The following is a 26,498-nucleotide window of genomic DNA, read 5'->3' as shown; positions in this document are numbered from 1 at the left end:
GCTCACCAGGTGAGGGGGAACCTCTCCAGTCCGCCGGCGAGCCGGCCGCCGGGGTGCGATTCGAGCTCCGACTCCGGCACGGCGAGCTTGAGCCCTGGCAGGCGTTCGAACAGCTTGGTGAACGCGACGGCGAGGATGATCCGCACCAGCGGGGCACCGGTGCAGTGGCGCATGCCGTGACCGAACGTGAAGTGGTGGTTGGGCGCGCGGGTGACGTCGAACCTGTGCGGGTCGTCGAACGCGCGCGGGTCGAAGTTGGCGAGGCTGAAGTCCAGCATCACCAGGTCGCCTTCCTTGATCGTGACGCCGCCGATCTCGATGTCCTCGCTCGCGTAGCGGGGCAGGACGGGCGAGCTGATCGTGGCGCGCATGACCTCGTCGACGGCCTGGGCCATGATCGTCGGGTCGGACATGGCCTTCTCGCGCTGCTCGGGGTTGCGCAGGAACAGCAGCACGCCGAAGTCGAGGTGGCTGGCGAGGCCCGCGAGGCCGGTGAACAGCAGCGTGACGACGTGCAGGCCGATCTCCTCGTTGGTCAGGCCGGTCTCGATGAAGCGGGAGATGACGTCGTCGCCGAGTTCTGAGCGGCGCCGCTCGCCGATGTCCGCGGCAAAGGAGAACAGCGGTTCCATGCCGGCCTCGGCGCTCTGCTGGTCCGACGCGCCGACGGTGTCCATCATCTCCAGCAGCTTGGCCCGGTCCTCCTCCGGAATGCCGACCATGTCGCACAACGCCTGCTGCGAGTAGTCCATCGAGTAGGCGTCGTGCAGGTCGACGGGCTGACCGGCGGCGATGATGGCGTCGAGCTTGGCGTTGGCGATGTTCTCGACGCGTTCCTTGCGTTCGATGACCCGGCGCGCCGCGAAGCTCTTGGTGTAGAGGACGCGCTTCTTCTCGTGGCGCTCCTTCTCGACCTCGATGTCGTCGCTGGTGACGAGCATGTCGAGCATGGGGTTGCGCATGAACCGCGGCGCGGTCGCTGGGTCCTTGTGGCTGCGGCCGAGCTTGTTGTTCTGCAGCAGCGCCTTCACCTCGGCGTGCCGGGTGACGAGCCAGCCCTCGTCGCCGGCGGGCGTCCGGATGCGGCACACCGGCGCCTGCTCCTGCAGCCGCAGGCGGAGTTCGCTGAACGTCAGGATCGACGGCAGTTCGACCCCGATCAGGGGCAGTTCCTGCGATGTGGTCATCGGACGCCTTCCAGTTTCTCGATACGGGTGACGAGCCAGTCCTCCATCACGCCGGCGACGACGCCCGCGTCCTCCTTGACCATCGCCATGTGGTCGGTGGCGACGACGCGGATCTCGTCCGCGGGAACGTCGACGTCCTGGTCGGTGGTGACGAGGTCGGTGCCCTTGACTTCGTTGGCACAGCGGATCAGCAGCTTCGGAACCGTCGTGTGGAGGCCGGTGTCGATGATGAGCGGGAACCAGTGCGCCATGGCGGACAGGCGGGTGCTGTTCATGTTCACCGCGGGCGAGTCCATGGTGTTGAAGTAGTTCGTCGTGACGGCGTCGAAGTCCATGCCCTCGCTGGAGTTGTAGTTCATGCTCAGCGTGTCGAGCATGATCACCGCCTCCGGTGTGATCCCCCACGTCTCTTCCAGCACGGCGGCCGCGAAGTAGGCGAGCGTGCCGCCGGAGGAGTGTCCGACGAGGACGAACGGGTCGCCGTCGGTGCCGTTGAGGATGCTCTCGGCGACGAACCTGGCGGCGGCCTCGGTGGTGCGCGGGAGTGCCTCTCCCTCACCGAATCCGATGAGCGGCAGGGCGCTCACGTGTCGTTTGCCGCGCAGGTGGGCGGCGAGCCGCGCGTACATGTGCACGCCCGCCGTGGCGCCGGGGGCGCTGACGCAGACGAGTTTCGGCAGCTGCGGGCCGTCCGCGAGCGTCACCGGGCTGGGCAGGTCCTCGAGCTCGGCCGGGCTGTCGAACATCGGGCGCAGGTTGGCGACGGCCTTGAGCATCCTCAGGCCTTCGACGACCTTGCCGCTGGTCACGGACTCCATGAACAGGCCGAAGACGGTGTCGGTCGCGTTGACGGTCATGCCGTTGCTCGTCGTCGGCCCGGCGATGGTGCCGAGTTCGCCGTCGACCTTCTGCGCGAACGCCACCGGGGTGCCGCTGTCGAACACCGCGCTGCCGGGGAGTTTCAGGTTGAGCATGTCGTTGATCTGGTTGCGCAGCTCGACGGCGATCAGCGAGTCGAAGCCGAGTTCCAGGAAGTTCCTGTCCGGGTCCACTTTGGACACGTCGTTGTGGCCGAGAAGCGCGGCACAGGTGCCGAGAACGAGTTCGCGGACCTGGGTGGCCCGCTCGTCGGAGTCGAGGTTGCGCAGCCGGTCCAGCACCGTGACGGCGGCCAGCTGGCTCTGCTGCGGGACGATCTGCTCGTCGACGATGTCGCGCAGCAACGGGGCGACGCGCTGCTGGTCGCGGTTGACGTGCATCGGGACGACGACGGGCTTGCGCGCCGCGAGGGCGGCGTCGAACAGCGCGAGCCCCTGTTCCGCGGCCAGCGGCGGCATGCCGGACCGCGTGATGCGGTCCATGGCCGCATCACTGAGCCCCGCGGTCATGCCGCCGTCCTGCGCCCACGGGCCCCAGGCGAGGCTGATGGTGTCGGCGCGGCTGGTCGCGAGGGCGTCGAGGTAGGAGTTGGCGGCGGCGTAGTTGCCCTGCCCGGCGGCGCCCATGACGCCTGCGACCGAGCTGTAGAAGACGAGCAGCTTCAGGTCGTGCTGGGCGAGCAGGTGCGCGGCGTCGACCTTCGGGGTAAGCACGGCGGTGAGGCGGTCCGGGGTGAGGGCGTCGACGAGGGCGTCATCCAGTACGCCCGCCGTGTGGATCACCGTGGTGAGCGGGCGTTCCGTGGCGGCGAACAGGGTCTGGACGTCGTTCGGGTTCGAGACGTCCGCGGCCGCGATGGTGACGTTGGCGCCCTTGTTCTCCAGTTCCTGCTTGAGGTTCTGCGCGCCGGGCGCCTCTTCGCCACGACGGCTGGCCAGCAGCAGGTGCTTCACGCCGTGCCGGATGACGAGGTGCCGGGCGAGTTCGGCACCGAGCCCGCCGGTGCCGCCGGTGATCAGGACGGTGTCGTTCTCGTCCCACTCGTGCCTGGCCCCGGGGTTCTCCGGGAGTTCCTCGAGGCGGGCGACCCTGACCTTGCCCTCGCGGACGACGACCTGGGGTTCGTCGCCGTTGACCAGTTCGGTGAGCAGGGCGCCGGAGACGTCGAGGCCGTCGCTGTCGACGAGCAGGAACCGGCCGGGGTTCTCGGCCTGGGCGGTGCGGACGAGACCCCAGACGGCCGCCGCGGCCAGGTCCTCGCCGGTGGCGGCGCCGCGGCTGACGAACACCACGCGGGAGTTCTCGAACTTGAGCGCTTCCTGCAGGAGGCTCAGGGCGCGCTGGGTGTTGGCGTGCACGCTCTCGGGGGTGTTCTCGCCGGTGACGGCCACGACGAACACGTCGGGGGTGGTGTGCTGAGCAGCTTCGGTGAGAGTTTCGCCGTAGCCGCTGACGGACTGGCCCGCCGCGTACAGGACGTGGGCGAGGTCGAACTCGTCGCCGCCGATGATGGCCCACCGCGCGCCCGTGATGGCCGGTGCGTCCACAGTGGACCTGACCCAGTGCAGTTCGTGGAGGGCGGGGCGGCTGGCGTTCGGCTGGGTGCCCGGCGCCATGGTGCTCCGCGGCCAGAAGCGCTCGGTGTCGAACGGGTAGGTGGGCAGTGCCGTTTTGGCGCCGGTTTTCGGCCAGCTGATCTTGGTGCCGGCGGTGTAGAGCTTGGCCAGCGCGGTGACGAACGCCGTGACCTCCTCCTTGTCCTTGCGCATCGTCGGGATGGCGCGGTCGACGAGCGCGGCCAGGACGGCGCTGGGGCCGATCTCGACGAACGTGGCGTCGCCGATCTCGTTGACGTTGTCGGTGAACCTGACGGTGTCGCGGACGTGGCCGACCCAGTAGTCGGCTTGGTGAACAATTCCACGGGTTATCAGTGGGATCGTCGGATTGTTGAACGTTATACCCGCGATGGCGCTGCGGAAGTCGTCCAGCACGGGGTCCATCAGCGGCGAGTGGAACGCGTGGCTGACCTGCAGTTGTTTGGTCTTGCGGTCGTTGAACTGTTCAACGATCTTCCGTGCCTCTTGTTCAACGCCGGCGATGACGACGGAGTCTTCGGCGTTGATGGCGGCCAGCGAGACGCCGGCGGTGAGGTGCGGCGTGACCTCGTCCTCGGTGGCCTGGATCGCGATCATCACGCCACCCGCGGGCAGCTGTTGCATGAGGCTCGCGCGTTCCCGGACGAGCTTCGCGGCGTCTTCGAGGCTGAGCACACCGGCGACGTGGGCGGCGGCGATCTCACCGATGGAGTGGCCCGCGACCTTGTCGGCTTTGAAGCCGTAGCTCTCCAGCAGCCGGTACAGCGCCACCTCGAACGCGAACAGCGCGGGCTGGGTGTAGCCGGTCTGGTCGAGCTTCTCCTCGTCCTCCCACATGACCTGCTTGAGGTCGCCGGGCAGGTGTTCGAGGGCCGCGTCGAGGGCTTCCCGGAACGCCGGGAACGCCTCGTACAGCTCCTTGCCCATGCCGACGCGCTGGGCGCCCTGACCCGAGAACAGCGCGGCGACCGGCTTGCGCGCCACAGTTCCGGTGGCGATGACGTCGCCGTCGAGGACGACCGCGCGGTGCTCGAACGTCGTCGGGCGCGTGGTGAGCAATGAGTACGCGATGTCCTGCGGGTCGCCTTCGAGGGCCTTGACCTGCTCGATGCGCTCTTTCAGAGCGTTCGCCGACTTCGCCGACACCACGAACGGGTGCTTGCCCGCGAGACCGGCCTCCGCCGCCGGTCCGCTGGCCTGAATCGATCCGGGTTGGCTGGCCCCCTGGGGGGATCCACCCCCCATCCCAATCATCTCAGGCGGGTCTGACAATTCCGGCGCCTCTTGGATGATCACGTGGGCGTTGGTGCCGCTCACGCCGAACGACGAGATGCCCGCCCGGCGCGGCTTTCCGTTGCGCGGCCAGGGAGTCGTCTCGGTGAGCAGCGAGACGTTGCCCGCGGACCAGTCGACGTGCGACGAGGGTTCGGTGACGTGCAGCGTGGGCGGGAGGGTGTCGTGGCGCAGCGACTCCACGATCTTGATGACGCCCGCGACGCCCGCCGCGGCCTGGGTGTGCCCGATGTTGGACTTGATCGCGCCGAGCCGCAGCGGCGTGGCGCGTTCCTGGCCGTAGGTGGCGAGCAGGGCTTCTGCCTCGATCGGATCGCCCAGCACGGTGCCGGTTCCGTGGGCTTCGACAGCGTCCACATCGGACGCGGACAGGCCAGCGGAGGCCAGCGCCGCCTTGATCACCTCGCGCTGGGCGGGGCCGTTCGGGGCGGAGAGACCGTTGGAGGCACCGTCCTGGTTGATCGCGCTGCCGGCGACGACGGCGAGCACCGGGTGGCCGTTGCGTTGTGCGTCGGAGAGCTTCTCGACGAGCAGCACGCCGATGCCCTCTGACCAGCCGGTGCCGTCCGCGTCGTCGGAGAAGGCCTTGCACCGTCCCGAAGTCGCGAGGCCGCCCTGCCGGGTGAACCCGGCGAAGTTCGAGGACGTCGCCATCACGGTGACGCCGCCGGCCAGCGCGAGGGAGCATTCGCCGTTGCGCAGGGCCTGCGAGGCCAGGTGCAGTGCTACCAAAGAAGAAGAGCAGGCGGTGTCGACGGTGACGGCCGGGCCTTCGAAACCGAACGTGTAGGAGATGCGGCCGGAGATGACGCTCGCGGCGGTGCCCATGCCGGCGTGGCCCTCGACGTCCTCCTGGGAGGCGATCAGGACGTGGCCGTAGTCCTGGCCGTTGGTGCCGACGAACACACCGGTGCGGGAGCCGCGCAACGACGTCGGGTCGATGCCCGCGCGTTCGACGGCTTCCCACGTCGTCTGCAGCAGGAGTCGTTGCTGCGGGTCCATCGCCAGGGCCTCGCGCGGCGAGATGCCGAAGAAGCCGGGATCGAAGTCGGCGGCGTCGTAGAGGAATCCGCCCTGCAACGTCGCGCTGGTGCCACCGGCCAGCGTGCCCAGGTCCCAGCCGCGGTCGGTCGGGAACCCGGTGATGGCGTCCTTTCCGGACGACACGAGTTCCCAGAGGTCTTCCGGCGAGCGGACGTCACCGGGGAACCGGCAGGCGATGCCGACGATGGCGACCGGTTCGTGCTTGCCGGACTCGACCTCCTCCAGTCGCTGCCGGGTCTGGGCGAGATCGGCGGTGACCCACTTCAGGTACTCAACGAGCTTCTCTTCGTTCGGCATCGCCGGAAACCTTCCGTCTGCGTGCGTGGTGGGGTCAGCGCTCGGTGCGGCGGCCGAGTTCGTTGTCGATGAAGGCGAACACGTCGTCCACGGTCGCGGTGTTGATGCGGTCGCTCACGGCCTCTTCCGCCTTGGCGCCGCTGCCGTACTGGGTGAGCAGGTTGCGCAGCCGGGCGGCGACGCCGTCGCGGGCCAGGTCGTCGGCCGAACAGGCCGCCAACGATGCCTCCAGCCGGTCGAGTTCACCGGAGATCGACGGTCCCGCGTCATCGCCCAGCAGTTCGCCCGCGAGGTAGGACGCCAGTTCGTCGGGCGTCGGGTAGTCGAAGACGAGGCCCGCGGGCAGCCTCAGACCCGTTGCGGAGGCGAGGCTGTTGCGCAGCTCCACCGCGGTCAGCGAGTCGAAGCCGAGGTCGCGGAACTGCTTGTCGTTGTCGATCGCCGCGGGTGAGGAGTGCCCGAGGACGCCGGCCGCGTGGCCGCGCACCAGATCGACCAGGTACTGGGCGCGTTCCGCTGCGGGCACCGCGTTCAACGTCTGCGCGAAGTCCACAGTGGACTCGCCGGTGCCGGCCGCGCGCTTCCCACCCCGGACGAGGCCGCGCAGGATCGCCGCGACCGGACCGTTGGCGCGTCCGGTGGCGATGCGGGCCGGCACGAGCACCGCGTCCTCACGGGAGGTGGCGTCGTCGAACAGCGCCATGCCCTGCCGGACCGACAGCGGCGGCATGCCGGTGCGGCCGATGCGTTCCATCGCGCCGTCCTGCAGATGTGCCGTCATTCCACCGGTTTGCGCCCACGGCCCCCACGCCAGCGAGGTCGCCGGCAGACCCTGCTCACGCCGGTACTCCGCCAGTGCGTCGAGGAACGCGTTGGCCGCCGCGTAGTTGCCTTGACCGGCGCTGCCGAGCACGCCCGACACCGACGAGTAGAGCACGAACGCCTTGAGCTTCTGCTTCTTCGTAGCCTCGTGGAGGTTCCAGGCGCCGTCGACCTTCGGCTTGAGCACCGTCGTCAGCCGCTCCGGCGTCAGCGAACCGATGATGCCGTCGTCGAGCACACCGGCCGTGTGGATGACGGCGGTGAGCTTGACGCCCTTGACCACCTTCTTCACGGCCTTGAGGTCGGCGGTGTCGCAGGCGGCGATCGTGACGTCGGCCCCGTGCGCGGTCAGTTCTGCTTGCAACGCAACGGCATCCGGTGCGTCGCCGCCGCGCCGCGAGACCAGCAGCAGGCGCTTGACGTTGCGCTCGGCCACGAGATGCCTGGCCAGTTCCGCGCCCAGACCGCCGGTTCCACCGGTGATCAGGACAGTGCCGTCTGGATCCCACTCGCTGATCTCGGCCGTACCGGTGACTCGGGCGAGACGAGCGACCCGCACCTGCCCGTCGCGGACTCGGACCTGTGTCTCTCCCGCGTCGAGCAGGCCGGTGGGCAGCGGGGTGCTGCCGTCGGTGTCGACGAGCAGGAAGCGACCCGGGTTCTCCGACTGCGCGGTGCGGACCAGGCCTTCGACGGTCGCGCTCGCCAGGCCGCTCGTCACGAAGGCCAGCCGGTCCTCGGACTGCTGCACCAGTTCCAGCGCCTCGGCCGCGAGTTGGTGCGCCTGCTGCACGCTGTCGCCGGCGAACCGGACCTCGCGGACGTCAGTGGCGGGCTGGGTTTCGGGAGCGGGCACCCATTCCACGCGGAACAGCGAGTCCTGGTGTTGTTGTGCCGCAAGCGGTGCGCCGAACACGATGTTCCGCGCCGACACGACCGGCGAGCCGTTGGTGTCGACCGCGGCGAACTCGCCGTTGCCGAGTTTGATCCGCAGCGTGTCGGCGCCGACCGCGTGCAGGCTGACGTCGTGCCACTCCAGCGGTACCCGGGTTTCCTCGGTGAACCTGGTCGCGCAGTCGAGCAGCGCCGGGTGGACGCCGTAGAACTGGGCGTCCGTGGCGCCTTCCGGCAACGTGACCTCGGCGTAGACCGCGTCGCCGGCCTGCCAGATCCGCTCACCGATCGCCGTCGCACCCTTCGGCGGCCACTCGCTGACCGCGAAACCGGCCCGGTACTCGCCTTCCGCGAGTGTTCCGGTGGCGATCGGGACAAACGGCTGCTCGTCGTTCGGTCGCGTGTAGACGGTCAAGGCGCGCTTTCCGTTGTCCGGCGCGCCGATCCACACCTGCAGCACGCCGGGGGCGAGTGGGCCGGTGATCGTCAGTTCCTCGACCGTGCCGTAGCCGACCTGGTCCGCGGCCCGGAACGCGATCTCCGCGAACGCCGTCTCGGGGAACGCGACCGCGAGCCGGTTGGTGAACACGACGGCGTCCTGCTGGGCGACGGTCATCGCGGCGCCGAGCAGCGGGTGGTCGGCGGGCCCGAGGCCGAGCCCGGACGCGTCGGCGGCCTGGGCCATCGGCGTCGGCCAGTAGTGGTCGTGGTCGAACGCGTAGGTCGGGAGGTCGACGCGCTTCGCGCCGGTGCCGTCGAACGCCGGCGCCCAGTCGACGTGGGTGCCGGCTACGTGGAGCCGGGCGAGCGCGGTGAGCCAGGCGGTGGTCTCGTCGCGGTCCTTGCGCAGCGCGGGGATCGCCCCGTCGACGAGCGCGGACAGCACCCCGTCGGGCCCGATCTCCAGGAACGCGTTGACACCCGCGGCTTCCAGGCTGGTCACGCCGTCGGCGAACCGCACTGCCTCCCGGACGTGCCGGACCCAGTACTCCGGTTCGGCGAGCTCGGCGCCCGCGATCCGCCCGGCCAGGTTGGACACGACGGGGACGCGGGGCGCGGCGAGGTCCAGCGCCGTCACGACGGCGCGGAAGTCCTCCAGCATCGGCTCCATCAACGGCGAGTGAAACGCATGGCTGACCGGCAAACGCTTAGTCTTGCGGCCCTGCGCGGCGAACCCGTCAGCGATCTGTCGGACCGCCTGCTCCTCACCGGCGAGCACCAGCGACCGCGGCCCGTTGATGGCCGCGATGGACACCGCGTCCTTCGTCTCCACCTCGTCCTCGGTGGCTTCGACCGCGATCATCGCTCCCCCGCCGGGCAGCGCCTGCATGAGCGCGGCCCTGGCGTTGACGAGCTTCGCGGCGTCTTCGAGGCTCAGCACCCCGGCAACGTGCGCGGCAGCGATCTCACCGACGGAGTGTCCGCCGACGTAGTCCGGTTCGATCCCGAACGCCTCCGCCAGCCGGAACAGCGCGACCTCGATCGCGAACAACGCGCGCTGCGTGTTCCCGGTCTGGTTCAAGGCCTCGGCGTCGTCGCCCCACATGACCTCGCGGACGTCGACGTGCTCCAGCACGGCGTCGAGCGCCTTCCGGAACACCGGGAACCGCTCGTAGAGCTCCCGACCCATGCCGACCCGCTGCGACCCCTGCCCGGAGAACAGCACCGCCAGCTTCCGCCGACCGGCCTGCCCCTGAGCGATCTCCACTCCGTCCAGCAGCACCGCGCGGTGCTCGAACCGCGACCGCCTCAACAGCGAGAACCCGACGTCGAACGCGTCCGCCTCGACCGCCAGGACCCGTTCGATCTGAGCGCGCAGCGAAGCGGAGGACTTCGCCGAAAAAACGAGCGGGGCCCCCTTGGGGGGACGCGAGGTCCCCACTCCAATCATCTCAGCCGGGTCTGACAATTCCGGCGGGGTCGGCGCGGCCTCCAAGATCACGTGCGCGTTCGTGCCGCTGATGCCGAACGACGAGATGCCTGCACGGGGCACACGGTCCGTGGCGGGCCACGGCGTGTTCTCCTGCAACAGCGACACCGCGCCCGCCGTCCAGTCGACGTGCGTCGAAGGCGCGGTGACGTTGATCGTGCGTGGCAGCAGGCCGTGTCGCAGCGCCATCACCATCTTGATCACACCGGCGGCGCCCGCCGCGGCCTGCGTGTGGCCGATGTTCGACTTGATCGAGCCGAGCAGCAGCGGCGAGGTGCGGTCCTGGCCGTAGGTCGCCAGCAGCGCCTGCGCCTCGATCGGATCGCCCAGCGTCGTGCCCGTGCCGTGCGCCTCCACGGCGTCGACGTCGGCGAACTTGAGCCCGGCCGAAGCCAGCGCCTGACGGATGACGCGCTGCTGCGAGGGGCCGTTGGGCGCGGTCAGGCCGTTGGACGCACCATCCTGGTTGACCGCGGAGCCACGCACGACAGCGAGAACGTCGTGCCCAGCCGCGACGGCATCGGACAGTCGCTCGACCACGAGCACACCGATGCCCTCAGACCATGCGGTGCCATCAGCGGTGTCGGAAAACGGCTTGCAACGGCCGTCACGCGCGAGGCCGTCCTGCAGCGAGAACTCCATGAACGCACCCGGCGCCGACATCACCTGCACACCACCGGCCAGCGCCAAAGAGCACTCGCCGTTGCGCAACGCCTGCACCGCCAAGTGCAACGCGACCAGTGCCGACGAGCACGCCGTGTCGATCGTCATCGACGGGCCTTCCAGCCCCAGCGCGTACGACACCCGGCCGGCGATCACGCTCGGCGAGGTCCCCGTGCCCGAGTACCCCTCCAGCGCCTGCTCGGACGCGAGCATCAGGTGCGCGTAGTCCTGCCCGGAAGCACCGACGTAGACACCGGTCCGCGATCCGCGCAACGCCAGCGGGTCGATGCCCGTGCGTTCCAGCGCCTCCCACGACGTCTCCAGCACGAGCCGCTGGTGCGGGTCCATCGACACGGCCTCCCGCGGCGAGATCCCGAAGAACGCCGGGTCGAACGACGCGATGCCCTCGATGAAGCCGCCCTGCCCGGTCACGGACTGCCCGGCACCGTCGCCGACCAGGTTCTCGTCCCAGCCGCGGTCCGCCGGGAAGCCGGTGATCGCGTCCCGCCCGCCCAGCACCAGCTCCCACAGCTCCTCCGGCGAGGAAACACCACCGGGGAACCTGCAGGCGATGCCGACGATCGCGATGGCCTCGTCGGACACCCGCACCGAGTCCTCGACCTCGGTAGAACCGCCGAAGAGCTCGGCGATCAGGTGCTCCGCCAACGCTTGCGGCGTCGGGTAGTCGAACACCAGCGTCGCGGGCAACGTCAGCCCCGTCGCGGTACCGAGCCGGTTGCGCAGCTCCACCGACGTCAGCGAGTCGAACCCGAGCTGCCGGAACTCGCGCTCACCGTCGATCGCGTCGGCCGACGCGTGCCCGAGCACCGCCGCCGCCTCGCCGCGCACCAGGTCCACCAGGGTCCTGATCCGCTCAGCCGGTCGAACGTCCTGCAGACCTTGCAACGCAACGGTTCCCTGAACGCGCGCAGCAGTCCGTCGCCCGCCTCGCAAGAGGTTGCGCAGCAGTGGCGGCACCATCGTCGTGCTGGCTCCGGTGATGATCCGCGCGGGCACGACCAGCGGCTCGTCCACCCCGATCGCCGCGTCGAACAGCGCCAGGCCGTGCTCCAGCGAGATCGGCGGCATGGACGACTTCTCCAGCCGCTCCAACGCGGCCGAGTCCATCGTCCTGGTCATGCCGACCTCGGACGTCCAAGCGCCCCAAGCCAACGACACCGCGGGAAGTCCCAACGCGCGCCGATGTTGGGCCAGAGCGTCGAGGAACGCGTTACCAGCCGCATAGTTTCCCTGGCCGGCCGTTCCCAGCACACCGGACACCGACGAGTACAGGACGAAGTGCGCGTCCGGCACCAGCGAGTGCAGGTTCCAGGCCGCGTCCACCTTGGGCCGCAGCACCTTCTCCAGCCGCTCCGGCGTCATCGAGGCGATCACACCGTCGTCCAGCACACCGGCCGTGTGCACGACAGCGGTCACCTTATGTCCATTGAGGACGGTAGCCAACGCGTCCCGATCAGCCACATCGCACGCCGCGATCGTCACGTCCGCGTCCAGCTCCGAAAGCTCCGCCGCACCCGGTGAGTCGAGGCCACGACGGCTCAGCAGCAACAGCTTGCGCACGCCCTGCCCGACGAGATGCCGCGCCAGCTCCGCGCCCAAACCACCCGTGCCGCCGGTGATCACGACAGTGCCTGACGGATCCCAGCCCCTGGGCACGGTGATCACGATCTTGCCGATGTGCTTGGCACGGCTCATGAACCGGAACGCGTCCCGAGCCCGCCGCACGTCCCACGCCGCGATCGGCAGCGGCTTCAGCACACCGCTTTCAAACAGCTCCACGAGCGCGACGAGCATGCGCTGGACGTGGTCGGGGTGCGCCTCACCGAGGTCGAACGGCCGGTAGAAGATGCCCGGCACGTCCTCCCGCAGATCGGTCTTGCCCATTTCCACGAAACGCCCGCCCTCACCGAGCAACCGCAGCGACGCGTCGATGAACTCGCCGGTCAACGCGTTCAGCACGACGTCGACCCGCGGGAACTTCTGCTCGAACGACGTGTCGCGCGAGTTGCCGATGTGCGCGTCGTCGAGGCCGAGCCCGCGCAACACGTCCCACTTGCCCTCGCTCGCGGTCGCGAAGACCTCCGCGCCGAGGTGCTGGGCGACCTGGATCGCCGCCATGCCGACACCACCGGCGCCGGCGTGCACGAGGACCTTGTCCCCCGGCCGCACGTTCCCGAGCTCGATCAACGCGTAGTAAGCGGTGAGGAACACCAGCGGCACCGACGCGCCCTGCTCGAACGTCCAGCCGTCCGGAAGCCTGGTCAGGTAAGGCTCTTCGATGACGCCGACCGGTCCCATGCCGCCGAACAGCAGCCCGAACACCGGGTCGCCGACCTCCAGCCCCTCGACCTCCGGCCCGACCTCGGCGATCACACCCGCGGCCTCCGCGCCGAACGACCCCGCCTCGCCCGGATACATGCCGAGCGCGTTCAACACGTCACGGAAGTTCAGGCCCGCCGCCCGGATCGCGACTCGAACCTGCTTGCCCTGCAACGGTTCTGGCGTCCACGGCGCCAGGACGAGGTTGTCCAGACTGCCCTTCGCGGTGGTGTCGAGACGCCACGGCGTACCGGCCGGCGGCACCAGCGCCGGCCCGGTCTGCAGGCGCGCCAACCGTCCAGCGTGGACGGTGCCGTCGCGGACGATCAGCTGCTGTTCCTCGGTCACCAGCATGCCGGGGGTGAGTTCGCCGCGCTCGTCCAGATCGACGAGCAGGAACTTGCCGGGGTCTTCGGCCTGCGCGGACCGCACGAGTCCCCACGCGGCCGCCGCACCGAGGTCGGTGATCGATTCGTCACCGACCGCCGCGGCACCACGCGTCACGAAGACCACGCGTTCTTCGGCGTTCTGCAAGATCTCCAGCACGCGCTGGGTCGTCTCGTGAACGGCCGCCGCATCCGCGCCACCGTTGATCTCGACGACTCGCGCGTCGATCTCGCTTGCCTCGCCGACCTGCACGGGAACCCAGTCGACGCGGAACAGCGAGTCCTGCACGGGGTTGCTGGGTGCCTTCGTGGACGGCGTCCTGACCACCAGCGACTTCACCGACAGGACAGGCGCGCCCTCGACGTCGACCGCGGTGACCTCGACGGCGTCACCGCCGGTGTGCTTGAGGCGAACGCGCAGCCGTGACGGCCCGATGGCGTGCAGCGACACACCGTTCCACTCGAACGGCAGCCCCTGGCCTGCGCCCTCGACGAACGTGATGGCGTGCAACGCCGAGTCGAGCAACGCCGGGTGCACACCGAACGTCGCGGCGTCATCGACGCTGTCCGGCAGCGCGACCTCGACGAGCACTTCGTCGCCGTGACGCCAAGCCTGCCGCAACCCCTGGAAGATCGGCCCGTAGGCCAGGCCGCCTTCCGCGAGCGTCTCGTAGAAGGCTTCCAGGTCAAGGACTTCCGCGTTGGCCGGCGGCCACTCGCCGGTGTCGAACTCGGCCTGGTGCGGGCCTTCGGCGAGGGTGCCGCCGGCGTGCTGGATCCACTCGTCGGCGTCCGGGTGCTGCGAGTGCACGCTGACCGCCCGGCGCCCGTGATCATCCGGCGCACCGACCCGCACCTGAACGGCGACGGCGTCCCGCTCCGGAAGCACCAGCGGCACGACGATCGTGAGCCCGTCGACGCGATCACAGCCGACCATGTCGCCCGCGCGGATCGCGAAATCGAGGAAACCTGTGCCGGGGAAGAGCACCGCTCCACCGACGACGTGATCGGCGATCCACGGGTGCGTAGCGAGGCTGAGGCGTCCGCTGAGCACGAACTCGTCGGTGCCGGCGACGGCGATGGCCGCGCCGAGCAACGGGTGCCCGCCGGACCGCAACCCGTACGCGGCGGGGTCGCCCGCGCGGCCGCCGACCGTGGCCTTGGGCCAGAACCGCTCGTGGTCGAACGGGTAGGTCGGCAGGGCGATCAGCCGTCCGCCCCGGAGCCACGGAGTCCAGTCAACGTTGATTCCGTCAACGTGTACTTGACCGAGTGCGGTGGCCAGCGCGGCTTGTTCGGTCTTGTTCTTCCTCAGCGTCGGGATCGCGCCGTCGACGAGTGCGGACAGCACCCCGTCCGGCCCGACCTCGAGGAACTTGGTCGCCGGGATCTTCGCGACGTTGTCGGTGAACCGGACGGCGTCGCGGACGTGGCTGACCCAGTACTCGGGATCGGTGACGTCGCCGGTCGCGCTGATCGGGATCTTCGGCGCGCTGAACCGGAGTCCTGCGATCGCACGGCGGAAGTCGTCGAGCATCGGCTCCATCAGCGGCGAGTGGAACGCGTGGCTGACCTTGAGCCGCTTGGTCTTCTCATACCGGCTCGCGATGGCCTCGACCTCGGTCTCGTCGCCCGCGATGACGACGCTCGCAGGCCCGTTGACGGCCGCGATCGACACCTTGCTCGTGAGGTGCCTGCTCACCTCTTCTTCGGTCGCCTGCACAGCGACCATCGCGCCGGTCCGCGGCAACGCCTGCATGAGACTCGCGCGCGCACTGACGAGTTTCGCCGCGTCCTCCAAACTGAGCACGCCCGCGACGTGCGTCGCCGCGATCTCACCGATCGAGTGCCCGGCGAGGTGGGCGGGCCTGATCCCGAACGCCTGAAGCAACCGGTACAGCGCCGTCTGGAACGCGAACAACGCTGGCTGCGTGTACCCGGTCTGGTTGAGCTTCTCCTCGTCGTCGCCCCAGGTGACACCCTTCAACTCGGGGTCGAGGTGCGCGAGCACGTCGTCGAACGCGTCCGCGAACTCCGGGAACCGCGCGTACAACTCCTGGCCCATGCCGAGCCGCTGCGACCCCTGCCCCGAGAACAGCACCGCCAGCGTGTGCTCCCCCGCCACCCCGGTGGCGATCTCCGCGCCCTCGAACAACACCGCCCGGTGCTCGAACAAGGCCCGCGACTTCACCAGCGAGTACGCGACGTCGACCTCCGCCGCCCGCACCGCGCCGATCCGCTCGACCTGCGCCCGCAGCGAAGCCGCCGACTTCGCCGACACCGCCAACGGAATCGATCCCGACTGGGCCCCCCAGGGGGAGTCCGAGGTCCCCACTCCAAGCGTCCCACGAGAGGCCGACAACTCCTGGCCGGCAAGATCGACAACACCCGAGTTGTCCACAGGCGCCGAGTTGTCCACAGATCCCGCGGCAGCGCCCTGACCTGCCGTTGCAGTCGGTACGCTGGAAAATGGGGGGATCCCCGCGGCCGCCGCCTCCAAGATCACGTGCGCGTTGGTGCCCGAGATGCCGAAAGACGAGACGCCCGCGCGCCAAGGCCGGTCGAGCGAAGGCCACGGGGTGTTCTCGGTCAGCAGCGAGACCGCGCCCGCCGACCAGTCGATGTGCGACGACGGCGACGTGACGTGCAGGGTCTGCGGCAGCAGGCCGTGCTGGAACGCCATCACCATCTTGATCACACCCGCCGCACCGGCCGCCGCCTGCGTGTGGCCCAGGTTCGACTTCACCGATCCCAGCCACAGCGGATCGGCACGGTCCTGCCCGTACACGGTCAGCAGCGCCTGCGCCTCGATCGGATCGCCCAGCACGGTGCCGGTGCCGTGCGCCTCCACAGCGTCCACATCGGACGGTGCCAGACCGCCGGACGCAAGCGCTTGCCGGATGACGCGTTGCTGCGAAGGACCGTTCGGCGCGGTCAGCCCGTTCGAGGCGCCGTCCTGGTTGAACGCAGAGCCGCGCACGACCGCCAGCACCGGGTGCCCGGCGGCGACGGCGTCGGAAAGCCGTTCCACGACGAGGATGCCGACGCCCTCGGACCAGCCGGTGCCGTCCGCGGACTCCGAGAACGCCTTGCACAGGCCGTCCGGCGCGAGGCCGCCCTGCCGCGAGAAGCCGGAGAACGACGTCGGCGTCGCCATCACCGTGACGCCACCGGCCAGCGCCAGCGAGCACTCGCCGCCGCGCAACGCCTGCGCGGCGAGGTGCAGCGCCACCAAGGCCGACGAGCACGCCGTGTCGATCGTGACCGCGGGCCCTTCCAGTCCGAGCGCGTAGGAGATGCGCCCGGAGATCACCGAAGCGGCAAGACCGGTTCCGGCGTGGCCTTCCAGGTCCTCGTTGGAGGCCATGACGACGTGCTGGTAGTCCTGCCCGTTCGTGCCGACGAACACGCCGGTGCGCGAGCCACGCAATGATGACGGGTCGACACCCGCACGTTCGACGGCCTCCCATGACGTCTCCAGCAACAACCGCTGCTGCGGATCCATCGCCAGCGCTTCCCGCGGCGAGATGCCGAAGAACGCCGGGTCGAAGTCCGCGACCCCGGTCAGGAACCCGCCGCGCAACGTCGAGCTCTGCAGCGCGGCCAGGTCCCAGCCGCGATCCGCCGGGAAGTCCGACATCGCGTCCTCGCCCGCGACCAGCAGCTGCCACAGGTCTTCCGGCGAGTCGATGCCGTTCGGGAAGTGACAGGCCATGCCGACGATCGCGATGTCGTCGGTGGTCTGCACGACCGAGACGTCGTCAGCCTCGACACCCTCTCCGAGCAACGACGCCAGCAGATGTTCGGCCAGCACCCGCGGTGACGGGTAGTCGAACACCAGGCCGGCGGACAGCGCGAGACCGGTGATCTCGGTGAGCTGGTTGCGCAGTTCGACCGCGGTCAGCGAGTCGAACCCGATGTCGCGGAACGCCTTGTCGCTGGCCACGGCCTCCTTGCCGGAGTGGCCGAGCACCTGCGCGGCGCGCGTTCGGACCAGCTCCAGAACCGGATCGAACCGTTGCGCGGCAGGCAGTTCACGCAGGCTGCGACGCAGTTCGGTGGCGGCCGACTCGCTGTCGCGGCGCGCGGCCGCCAGCTCGTCCAGCACTTCGCGGGCGCCGGGCAACTCGGCCAGCACGGGCGACGGCCGCAGGCTCAGCAACGCGCCGAGCAGCTGCGGGTGGTGGATGTCCGCGATCACGGCGGTAGGCGTGGTCTCCGCCACCACGCCTCGCATCGCCGCGATCGCGAGTTCTGGGTCCAAAGTGGACGCGCCGACCGACTTGATCGTCCGTGCGACGCGTTCCTCGCCCGCCATGCCGTCGCCGGTCCAGGCGCCCCATGCGATCGACGTCGCGGCGAGGCCGTGTTCACGACGTCGCACGGCAATGGCGTCGAGCACGGCGTTCGCGGCCGCGTAGTTGGCCTGGCCTGGGTTGCCGATCGCGCCCGCGACCGACGAGAACAGGACGAACGCGTCCAGTTCCAGCTCGCGGGTCAGTTCGTCGAGCAGGAATGCCGAGGTGACCTTCGCCTGGAACACGTCGGCGAACCGCTCGGGTGTCAGCCCGTCCAGCACGCCGTCGTCCAGCACGCCGGCCGCGTGCACAACGGCTTTGACGTCCGTCGTGAGCACCGCGGCCAGCTCGGCGCGGTTCGCGACGTCACACTTCACGACCTCGACGCCCAGCTCCGCGACGATCTCCGCCGCACCCGGCGCGTCCATGCCGCGGCGGCTCAGCAGCACGACCTTCTCCGCGCCGCGCGCCACGAGGTCGCGTGCGACGTGCTTGCCGAGCGCGCCCGTGCCACCGGTGATCACCACGGTGCCGCGCGGCTGCCACTCCTGAGATGCGCGCGGTGCCACGAGAACACGGCGGCCGAACACGCCCGACGCCCTGACGGCGACCTGGTCCTCGTCGCTCGCCAGCACCGCAGCGAACCGTTGCGCCGCGCGTTCGTCCAGCTCGGCGGGCAGGTCGATCAGGCCGCCCCAGCGGTTCGGGTGCTCCAGCGCGGCCACCCGGCCGAGCCCCCACACGCCGGCCTGCCAGGGATCGCTGACGACGTCCGCGCGCCCGGTCGACACCGCACCACGCGTCACCACCCACAGCGGGGCCATCACGCCCGCGTCGCCAAGAGCCTGGATCAGCGCGGCCGTGCCGGTGATCGACTCGAGTTCACCCTCGCCCACCAACGAAATCACACCGGTGAACGGCTCCTGCGCGAAATCCGCGAGCCGCGACGCCAGGTGCTCACGATCGGCCCGCTCGACGTCGATCCGCGTGACGTCCCCAAGCGTGCTGACCAGCACATCGTCGGCCGGCCCGACCACGAGCCACTTGCCCGATTTCGGAGTGAGACCCGTGATCGGCTGCCAGCTCTCCCGGTGCAGCCACGACTCCACGGTGGACTGCGCCCTGCGCTTGCCGCGCCACGCCGACAACGCCGGCAGCACTCCCGCAAGCGTTTCGCCGTCGAGGTCGAGCGTGGCGGCGAGCGACGCGACGTCCTCCTGCTCGACCGCCGTCCAGAACGCCGCGTCAGCCGGATCCGCGGCCACCACGCCGGTCGCCGCTTCGGGCCAGAAACGCTCGTGCTGGAACGGATACGTCGGCAGATCGACCCCGCGCCCGCCGTTGTAGAAGCTCGACCAGTCAACGTCCACGCCGCTGACATGCAGCCTCGCGAGCGCCGCCAGGAACGCCTTGTGCTCGCCACGATCCTTGCGCAGCAACGGAATCGCTCCGTCCACGAGCGCCGCCAGCACCCCGTCCGGACCGATCTCCAGGAACGCGCTCGCGCCCCGTTCCTCGAGCTTGCCGACGTTCTCGGTGAACCGCACGGTGTCACGGACGTGGCCGACCCAGTACTCGGGGTCGGTGACGTCACCGGTGGTCACGATCGGAATGCTCGGCTCGTTGAACCGGATTCCCGCGATCGCTTCGCGGAACTCGTCGAGCATCGGCTCCATCAACGGCGAGTGGAACGCGTGACTGACGCTGAGCTGCTTGCTCTTACGGCCGTCGAACCTCGCTACGACCGCGCGAACCTCATCTTCGACCCCCGCGATGACCAGCGAATCGGCTGCGTTGATCGCCGCGATGGAGATGCCGGAGGTCAGGTGAGGAACGACCTCGTCCTCGCTGGCCTGCAACGCGATCATCACGCCGCCTTGTGGCAACGCCTGCATGAGTCGCGCGCGTTCGCGGATGAGCATCGCCGCGTCTTCCAGGCTGAACACCCCGGCGACGTGCGCGGCCGCGATCTCACCGATCGAATGCCCGGCCAGCAGCCGCGGGACGACGCCGAACGACTCCGCCAGCCGATACAGCGCCACCTCGATCGCGAACAGCGCGGGCTGCGTGTTGCCCGTCTGGTTCAGCGCCTCGGCGTCCTCACCCCACATGACCTCGCGCACGTTCGCAAGATGCTCGAACACCTCGTCAAGCGCGGCCCTGAACGCGGGGAACTCCTCGTACAGCTCCCGCCCCATGCCCAGCCGCTGCGCGCCCTGCCCGGAGAACACCATGGCGAGCGTCTTCCCCGACGCCTCACCACGAGCCAGTACGTCGCCGTCCACCACCACGGCCCGGTGCTCGAACAACGCGCGTTGGTGCACCAACGAGTACCCGACGTCGAGCGCGTCCCCCTCGACCGCCCGGACCTGCTCGATCTGCGCGTCCAACGCCGCCGCGGACTTCGCCGACACCACCAACGGCACCGCGCTGTCCTGCCGTGCCGCGCTGTCCTGCCGTGCCGCGCTGTCCTGCCGTGCCGCACCGTCCTGCTGCACGGCCGCCACCTGCGGAATCGATCCCGATTGGCCGACCCCCTGGGGGGATCCACCCCCCATCCCAATCATCTCAGGCTGGTCTGACAATTCCTGGCCAGAAGAGGACGGCCCGCTCGGGGCTTCCAAGATCACGTGAGCGTTGGTGCCGGACAGGCCGAACGACGAGACGCCGGCACGGGCCGGGCGGTCCGTCGCAGGCCACGGGGTGTTCGACGTGAGCAGCGAGACGGCGCCCGCGGACCAGTCGACGTGCGTGGAGGGCTCAGTGACGTGCAAGGTTTGGGGCAGCAGGCCGTGCTGGAACGCCAGCACCATCTTGATGATGCCCGCCACGCCCGCGGCAGCCTGGGTGTGGCCGAGGTTCGACTTGATCGCGCCCAGGTAGAGCGGCGCTCCAACACGGTCGCGGCCGTAGGTGGCGAGCAGCGCCTGGGCTTCGATCGGGTCGCCCAGACGCGTGCCGGTGCCGTGCGCTTCGACCGCGTCGACGTCCGAGGTGGACAGACCGGCGTTGGCGAGGGCCTGGCGGATCACGCGTTGCTGCGCCGGGCCGTTGGGAGCGGTCAGACCGTTCGAGGCGCCGTCCTGGTTCACCGCCGAGCCGCGCACGACGGCCAGCACGGCGTGGCCGTTGCGGAGGGCGTCGGACTGGCGTTCGACGACGAGCACGCCCGCGCCTTCAGCCCAGCCGGTGCCCTCGGCGTTGTCGGAGAAGGCACGGCAGCGCGCGTCGGCCGCCAGGCCGCCCTGGGCGTTGAAGCCGGCGAAGTTCATCGGTGTGGACATCACCGTCACGCCGCCGACGAGGGCCAGGGAGGATTCGCCGGACCGCAGTGACTGCGCGGCCAGGTGCAAGGCCACCAAAGAGGAAGAGCAGGCGGTGTCGATCGTGAGGGCGGGTCCCTCGAAGCCGAACGTGTAGGAGAGGCGGCCGGAGATCACCGCGGCGGCGAGGCCGGTCGAGGCGTGGCCCTCGATGTCACCGCGTGCCCGCAGCACGAGGTTCGTGTAGTCCTGACCGTTCGTGCCGACGAAAACGCCGGTCTTCGAGCCGCGCAGAGTCGTGGCGTTGATGCCCGCGCGTTCGACGGCTTCCCAGGCGACTTCGAGCAGCTGGCGTTGCTGCGGATCCATGGCGAGGGCTTCGCGCGGCGAGATGCCGAAGAACGCCGGGTCGAACTCCGCTGCGCCGTAGAGGAAGCCGCCCTCGACGGTGCCGCCGGCGGCCAGCGCGTCCTGCTCCCAGCCGCGGTCGGTCGGGAAGCTCGCGATCGCGTCGGTGCCGTCAGCGAGCAGTCGCCACAGGTCCTCGGGGGTCGAGACGCCGCCGGGGAAACGGCATGCCATGCCGACGATCACGATCGGGTCGTCCGCGTCGGCGCTGCCCTGGGCGGACACGTCGAGATCGGCACCCTCGCCGGTCAACTCGGCCAGCAGGTGCTCGGCCAGCACGAGCGGCGTCGGGTAGTCGAAGATCAACGTCGCGGGCAACGTCAGGCCGGTGGCCAGAGCGATGGCGTTGCGGAGTTCGATCGCGGTCAGCGAGTCGAACCCGAGCGCGCGGAACTCCTTCTCCGCGCCCACCGCGTCGGCGTTGGCGTATCCGATGACCTTCGCGGCCTCAGCGCGCACCACGTCGACGATGATCCGCACGCGCTCGGCGCCGGACAGTCCGCCGAGCTTCGAAAGCAGGCCACCGGCCACGATCTCGCGCGCGGCCGTGCGCCTGCCCGCTCGCACCAGGCCGCGCATGATCGCGGGAACGTCGCCTTGCCCGGCACCACCACCGGACGCGAGCGGGACCAGCAACGACTCGTCCGAGCCCACGGCGGCGTCGAACAGGGCAAGACCCTGTGAGACCGACAGCATCGGCATCCGGCGCAGGTCGCTTTCGTCCAAAGTGGACGTCATGCCGGTGTCCCAGGCGCCCCAGGCCAGCGACAGCGCGGGCAAGCCGAGTCCGCGGCGGTGAGCCGCGAGCGCGTCGAGGAATGCGTTGGCCGCGGCGTAGTTGCCCTGACCCGCCGCGCCCATCACGCCCGACACCGACGAATACAGGACGAGCTGTGCGTCACCGGCGAGCTCGTGGAGGTTCCACGCGGCGTCGACCTTCGGGCGCATGACGGCGGAAAGCCGTTCGGGCGTCAGCGAACCGATCACGCCGTCGTCCAGCACACCGGCGGTGTGGATGACGGCAGCCAGTCGCACGCCGTCCAGCAGACTGGCGACCGCAGCGCGTTCCGTGACGTCGCACGCCTTCACGTCGACGTCCGCACCCAGGGCGATCAGCTCGTCGCGCAGGTCGGCGGCGCCGGGAGCGTCAAGTCCGCGGCGGCTGACCAGCAGAAGCTTGCACTGGCCGCGCGTCGCGAGGTGGCGCGCGAGAACGGCACCGAGGCCGCCCGTTCCGCCGGTGATCAGCACCGTGCCAGCGGAATCCCAGTCGCGCGCAACACTTCCGGTCGCGCGCGCCAACCTACCGGCGAACACCTCACCCGCGCGCACGACGACCTGGGTCTCCCCCGCGTCGATCAGCCCGCCGAGTCCGTGCAGCAGTGCTTCCGACTCGGGCGCGTCATCGAGGTCGACGAGCAGGAACCGGCCGGGGTCCTCGGTCTGCGCGGACCTCACCAGGCCCCAGACCGCACCAGCCGCGACGTCGTCGCCGGTGACGGCGCCGCGCGTGACGAAGATCAGCTTTCCGGTGGCGCTCTGGAGCGTGCTCAGGGCTTCCGCTGCCAGCGTGTGCGCGGACTCCGGCGACGGCTCGCCTGCGACGTGCACAACCGTTGCGCCGCCTGGCGTGTAGGTGACGGGCACCCAGTCGAGGCGGAACAACGAGTCGACGCCGGTCTGCCCGGCCAGTTCGCCGAGCGGTTCAATCACGACCTTGTCCGCAGCCAGCACCGGGTCACCGGCGACGTCGACCGCGGTCAGCGTGAGCCCACCGTCCACAGCGGACAGCTTCACCCGAACGACCTCCGCGCCGTTCGCGTAAAGAGAAACGCCGTGCCAGTGGGCGGGAACGCCTTCGGTGCCGATGATCGCGGCGGCGTGCGTCGCGGCGTCGAGCAGCGCCGGGTGAACACCGAAGCCCTTCGCGTCAACGGGCAACGCGACCTCGGCGAACACCTCCTGCCCCCGCCGCCAGGCCGCGCGCAGCCCCTGGAACGCTGACCCATAAGGCGTTTCGTCGTAGAAGCCGTCGAGGTCGACGACCGTCGCACCCTTCGGTGGCCACTCGGTGTCCAGCACCCGCGGTGGAACGCCCTGTCCGAGAACACCGTTCGCGTGCTCGACCCACTCTTGGGCGCCTCGCCGTGCGTGGAACCGGAATGCGCCGTCCCGCCCGACCTGGAACTGCACCTGCACGGCACCGCTGTCCGGCAACACCAGCGGCGCGACCTGTGTGAACTCCTCGACGCGCTCGTGGCCCGCGAGGTCCGCGGCGCGGAAGGCCAGCTCGAGCACGCCCGCGGTCGGGAACACGACGTGGTCGGCGAGCCACGAGGTCCTGGTCAGCGTGCCGGTGAGGATCAGCTCGCCGGAGCCCGCGACGGTCATCGCGGCGCCGAGCAGCGGGTGGTCCGCCGGGGTCAGGCCGAGTCCGGCGGCGTCACCGGCGCTCACCGACACCGACGGCCAATAGCGTTCGTGCTGGAACGCGTAGGTGGGGAGGTCGACGCGCTTGCCGTTGGGGTAGAACGGTTTCCAGTCGACACTGACGCCCGCGACGTGCAGGCGGGCGAGCGCGGTGACGAACGCGGTGCGCTCGTCCCGGTCCTTGCGCTGAGCCGGAATCGCCTGCTCCACCAGCGCGGACAGCACGCCGTCGGGGCCGATCTCCAGGAACGTCCTGTCGCCCAGGCCGGTCACAGCGTCGTGGAACCGCACAGCGTCCCGCACGTGGCGCACCCAGTGCTCGGGGTTCGTGACGTCGCCGACCATCGGGATTTCGGGGCTGTGGAACGTGATGCCGCCGATGGCTTCACGGAAGTCGTTGAGCATCGGGTCCATCAGCGGCGAGTGGAACGCGTGACTGACGCTCAGCTGCTTGGACTTGCGATCGGCGAAGTGAGCGGCGACCGCGCGTGCTTCCTTCTCCACGCCCGCGATGACGATGCTCTCCGGCCCGTTGATCGCGGCGATGGACACGCCCGACGTCAGGTGCGGGGTGACCTCATCCTCGGTGGCCTGCAGCGCGATCATCACGCCGCCTGCTGGCAGCGCCTGCATGAGCCGGGCTCGTGCGGTGACGAGTGTCGCGGCGTCCTCGAGGGTCAGCACGCCCGCGACGTGCGCGGCGGCGATCTCACCGATCGAATGGCCGGTGACGTGCGCGGCGGCGACGCCGTAGGACTCCAGCAGCCGGTAGAGGGCCACCTCGAACGCGAACAGCGCGGGCTGCGTGTTGCCCGTCTGGTTCAGCGCTTCCTCGTCGCCCCACATGACGTCGCGGAGGCCCGGCTTGAGGTGGCTGAGCGCGGCGTCGAACGCCTCGCGGAACACCGGGAAGGCCTCGTACAGCCCTTTGCCCATGCCGACGCGCTGAGCACCCTGCCCGGAGAACAGCAACGCGAGCTCGGTCCGCCGTGCGAAGCCTCGCGCGATCTCGGTGCCGCCCAGCAACACTGCCCGGTGCTCGAACAACGCGCGCGTGGTCGCCAACGAGAAACCAACGTCCACGGCCTCACCGCCGAGCGCGCGGACCCGTTCGATCTGCGCCGCGAGAGAGTCCTCCGACTTCGCCGACACCAGCCACGGCACCGAGTTGTCCACAGGCGCCGAGTTGTCCACAGATTGCTCTGCGACCCCTTGACCAGCATTTTCGTCCGGTACGCTGGAAATTGGGGGGATCCCCGGCGCCCCCTCCAAGATCACGTGCGCGTTGGTGCCGGAAACGCCGAACGACGAGACGGCGGCGCGAGGAACGCGATCCGCAGCGGGCCACGCGACGGCCGTCGTCGCCAGTTCGACGGAGCCCGTGGTCCAGTCGACGTGGGTGGACGGGCGCGAGACGTGCAGCGTGGCGGGCACGACGCCGTGGCGCATCGCCTGGACCATCTTGATGATGCCCGCGATGCCGGCGGCGGCCTGCGTGTGGCCGAGGTTCGACTTGACCGAGCCCAGCAGCAGCGGCGAAGGACGATCGGCGCCGTAGGTCGCCAGCAGGCTGCGCGCCTCGATCGGGTCGCCGAGCGGTGTACCGGTGCCATGCGCTTCGACGACGTCCACTTCAGCGGCGGACAGACCCGCGCGGTCTAGTGCGGCGCGAATTACCCGTTGCTGCGCACGGCCGTTCGGAGCGGTGAAGCCGTTGGAGGCGCCATCGGAGTTGACCGCGGAACCGCGCACGACCGCGAGCACCGGGTAGCCCAACGACACGGCGTCAGACAGCCGCGCCAATGCGAGCACGCCAACGCCCTCGGACCAGCCGGTGCCGTCGGCGTCGTCGGAGAAGGCCTTGCAACGACCGTTGCGGGCGAGTCCGCCCTGGCGCGAGAACTCGACCAGCGAGCCGGGCGTGCACATGACGTTCACGCCGCCGGCCAACGCCAACGAACACTCCCCCGCGCGCAAGGCGTGCACGGCCAAGTGCAACGCGACCAACGACGACGAACACGCCGTGTCGACGGTCAGCGTGGGGCCTTCGAGGCCGAGCGCGTAGGAGATGCGGCCGGACTCGGCGGAGGCCGCGATGCCCGTGCCGACGTCGCCGGTCGCGTCGTCGAGGCCGCGGATCAGCAGGTGCTCGTAGTCCTGGCCGTTGGTGCCGATGAAGACGCCCGTGCGCGAGCCGCGCAACGACGTCGGGTCCAGGCCCGACCGTTCCAGGGCCTCCCACGAGGTCTCCAGCAGCAAGCGCTGCTGGGGGTCCATCGTCACGGCCTCGCGCGGCGATATGCCGAAGAACGCCGGGTCGAAGTCCGCGATCCCGTGCAGGAAGCCGCCCTGCACGGACACGCTGTGGCCGCGTTCGTCAACCCCGCCGCCGAGCAACGCCTCGACGTCCCAGCCGCGGTCGGCCGGGAAGCCGGTGATCGCGTCACGACCGGACGACACCAGCTCCCACAGGTCCTCCGGCGAGCTGATGCCGCCGGGGAAGCGGCATGCCATCCCGATGATCGCGATCGGTTCGGTGGCGGCCGCGACGAGCTGCCGGTTCTGCTTGCGCAGCCGCTCCGCCTCCTTCATCGCGGCGCGGAGGGCCTCGACAACCTTCTCGCTGGAGGTACTCATTCATCAGCTCCGTCAGTCCAGCCGGACACGGTCATCCCGCGAGCAATTGCAGCAGCCAAAGCGGTAGCGAATTCCTCAGAAATCCCGGGAACGACGAAACGGCCGGCCGCCCCCGGAGGAGCAGCCGGCCGT

General features: G+C 70.0%; 2 protein-coding genes and 1 pseudogene. All 3 read right to left on the bottom strand.

The annotated features are described in order from the left end of the window. Window positions 1-2: 2 nt before the first annotated feature. The 3 genes and pseudogenes from SK803_RS10480 to SK803_RS10470 all read right to left on the bottom strand — a co-directional run bounded on the left by SK803_RS10480 (window position 3) and on the right by SK803_RS10470 (window position 26,366). Complete coding sequence (locus SK803_RS10480) at window positions 3-1,187, bottom strand: cytochrome P450 (protein ID WP_319965652.1); 1,185 nt, start codon at window positions 1,185-1,187, stop codon at window positions 3-5. Continuing rightward, a pseudogene (locus tag SK803_RS10475) lies at window positions 1,184-6,295 on the bottom strand (type I polyketide synthase); the annotation flags it as partial. The pseudogene SK803_RS10475 and the gene SK803_RS10480, both read right to left, overlap by 4 nt. Window positions 6,296-6,329: 34 nt before the next feature. Further along, window positions 6,330-26,366 carry a type I polyketide synthase gene (locus SK803_RS10470; protein WP_319965650.1) on the bottom strand — a complete coding sequence of 6,679 codons (20,037 nt, stop codon included), beginning with the start codon at window positions 26,364-26,366 and terminating at the stop codon, window positions 6,330-6,332. Window positions 26,367-26,498: the final 132 nt, after the last annotated feature.

The sequence above is a fragment of the Lentzea miocenica genome, assembly GCF_033949945.1.
In the GTDB taxonomy this organism is placed as follows: Bacteria; Actinomycetota; Actinomycetes; order Mycobacteriales; family Pseudonocardiaceae; genus Lentzea; species Lentzea miocenica.
Note: the sequence above shows the minus strand (reverse complement) of the source record. Positions and strands in the feature narration are given on the sequence as shown.

Bases quoted from the DNA above. Each gene is read 5' to 3' on its own strand.
- SK803_RS10480 (WP_319965652.1), bottom strand. From the start codon at position 1,187: ATGACCACATCGCAGGAACTGCCCCTGATCGGGGTCGAACTGCCGTCG.
- SK803_RS10470 (WP_319965650.1), bottom strand. From the start codon at position 26,366: ATGAGTACCTCCAGCGAGAAGGTTGTCGAGGCCCTCCGCGCCGCGATG.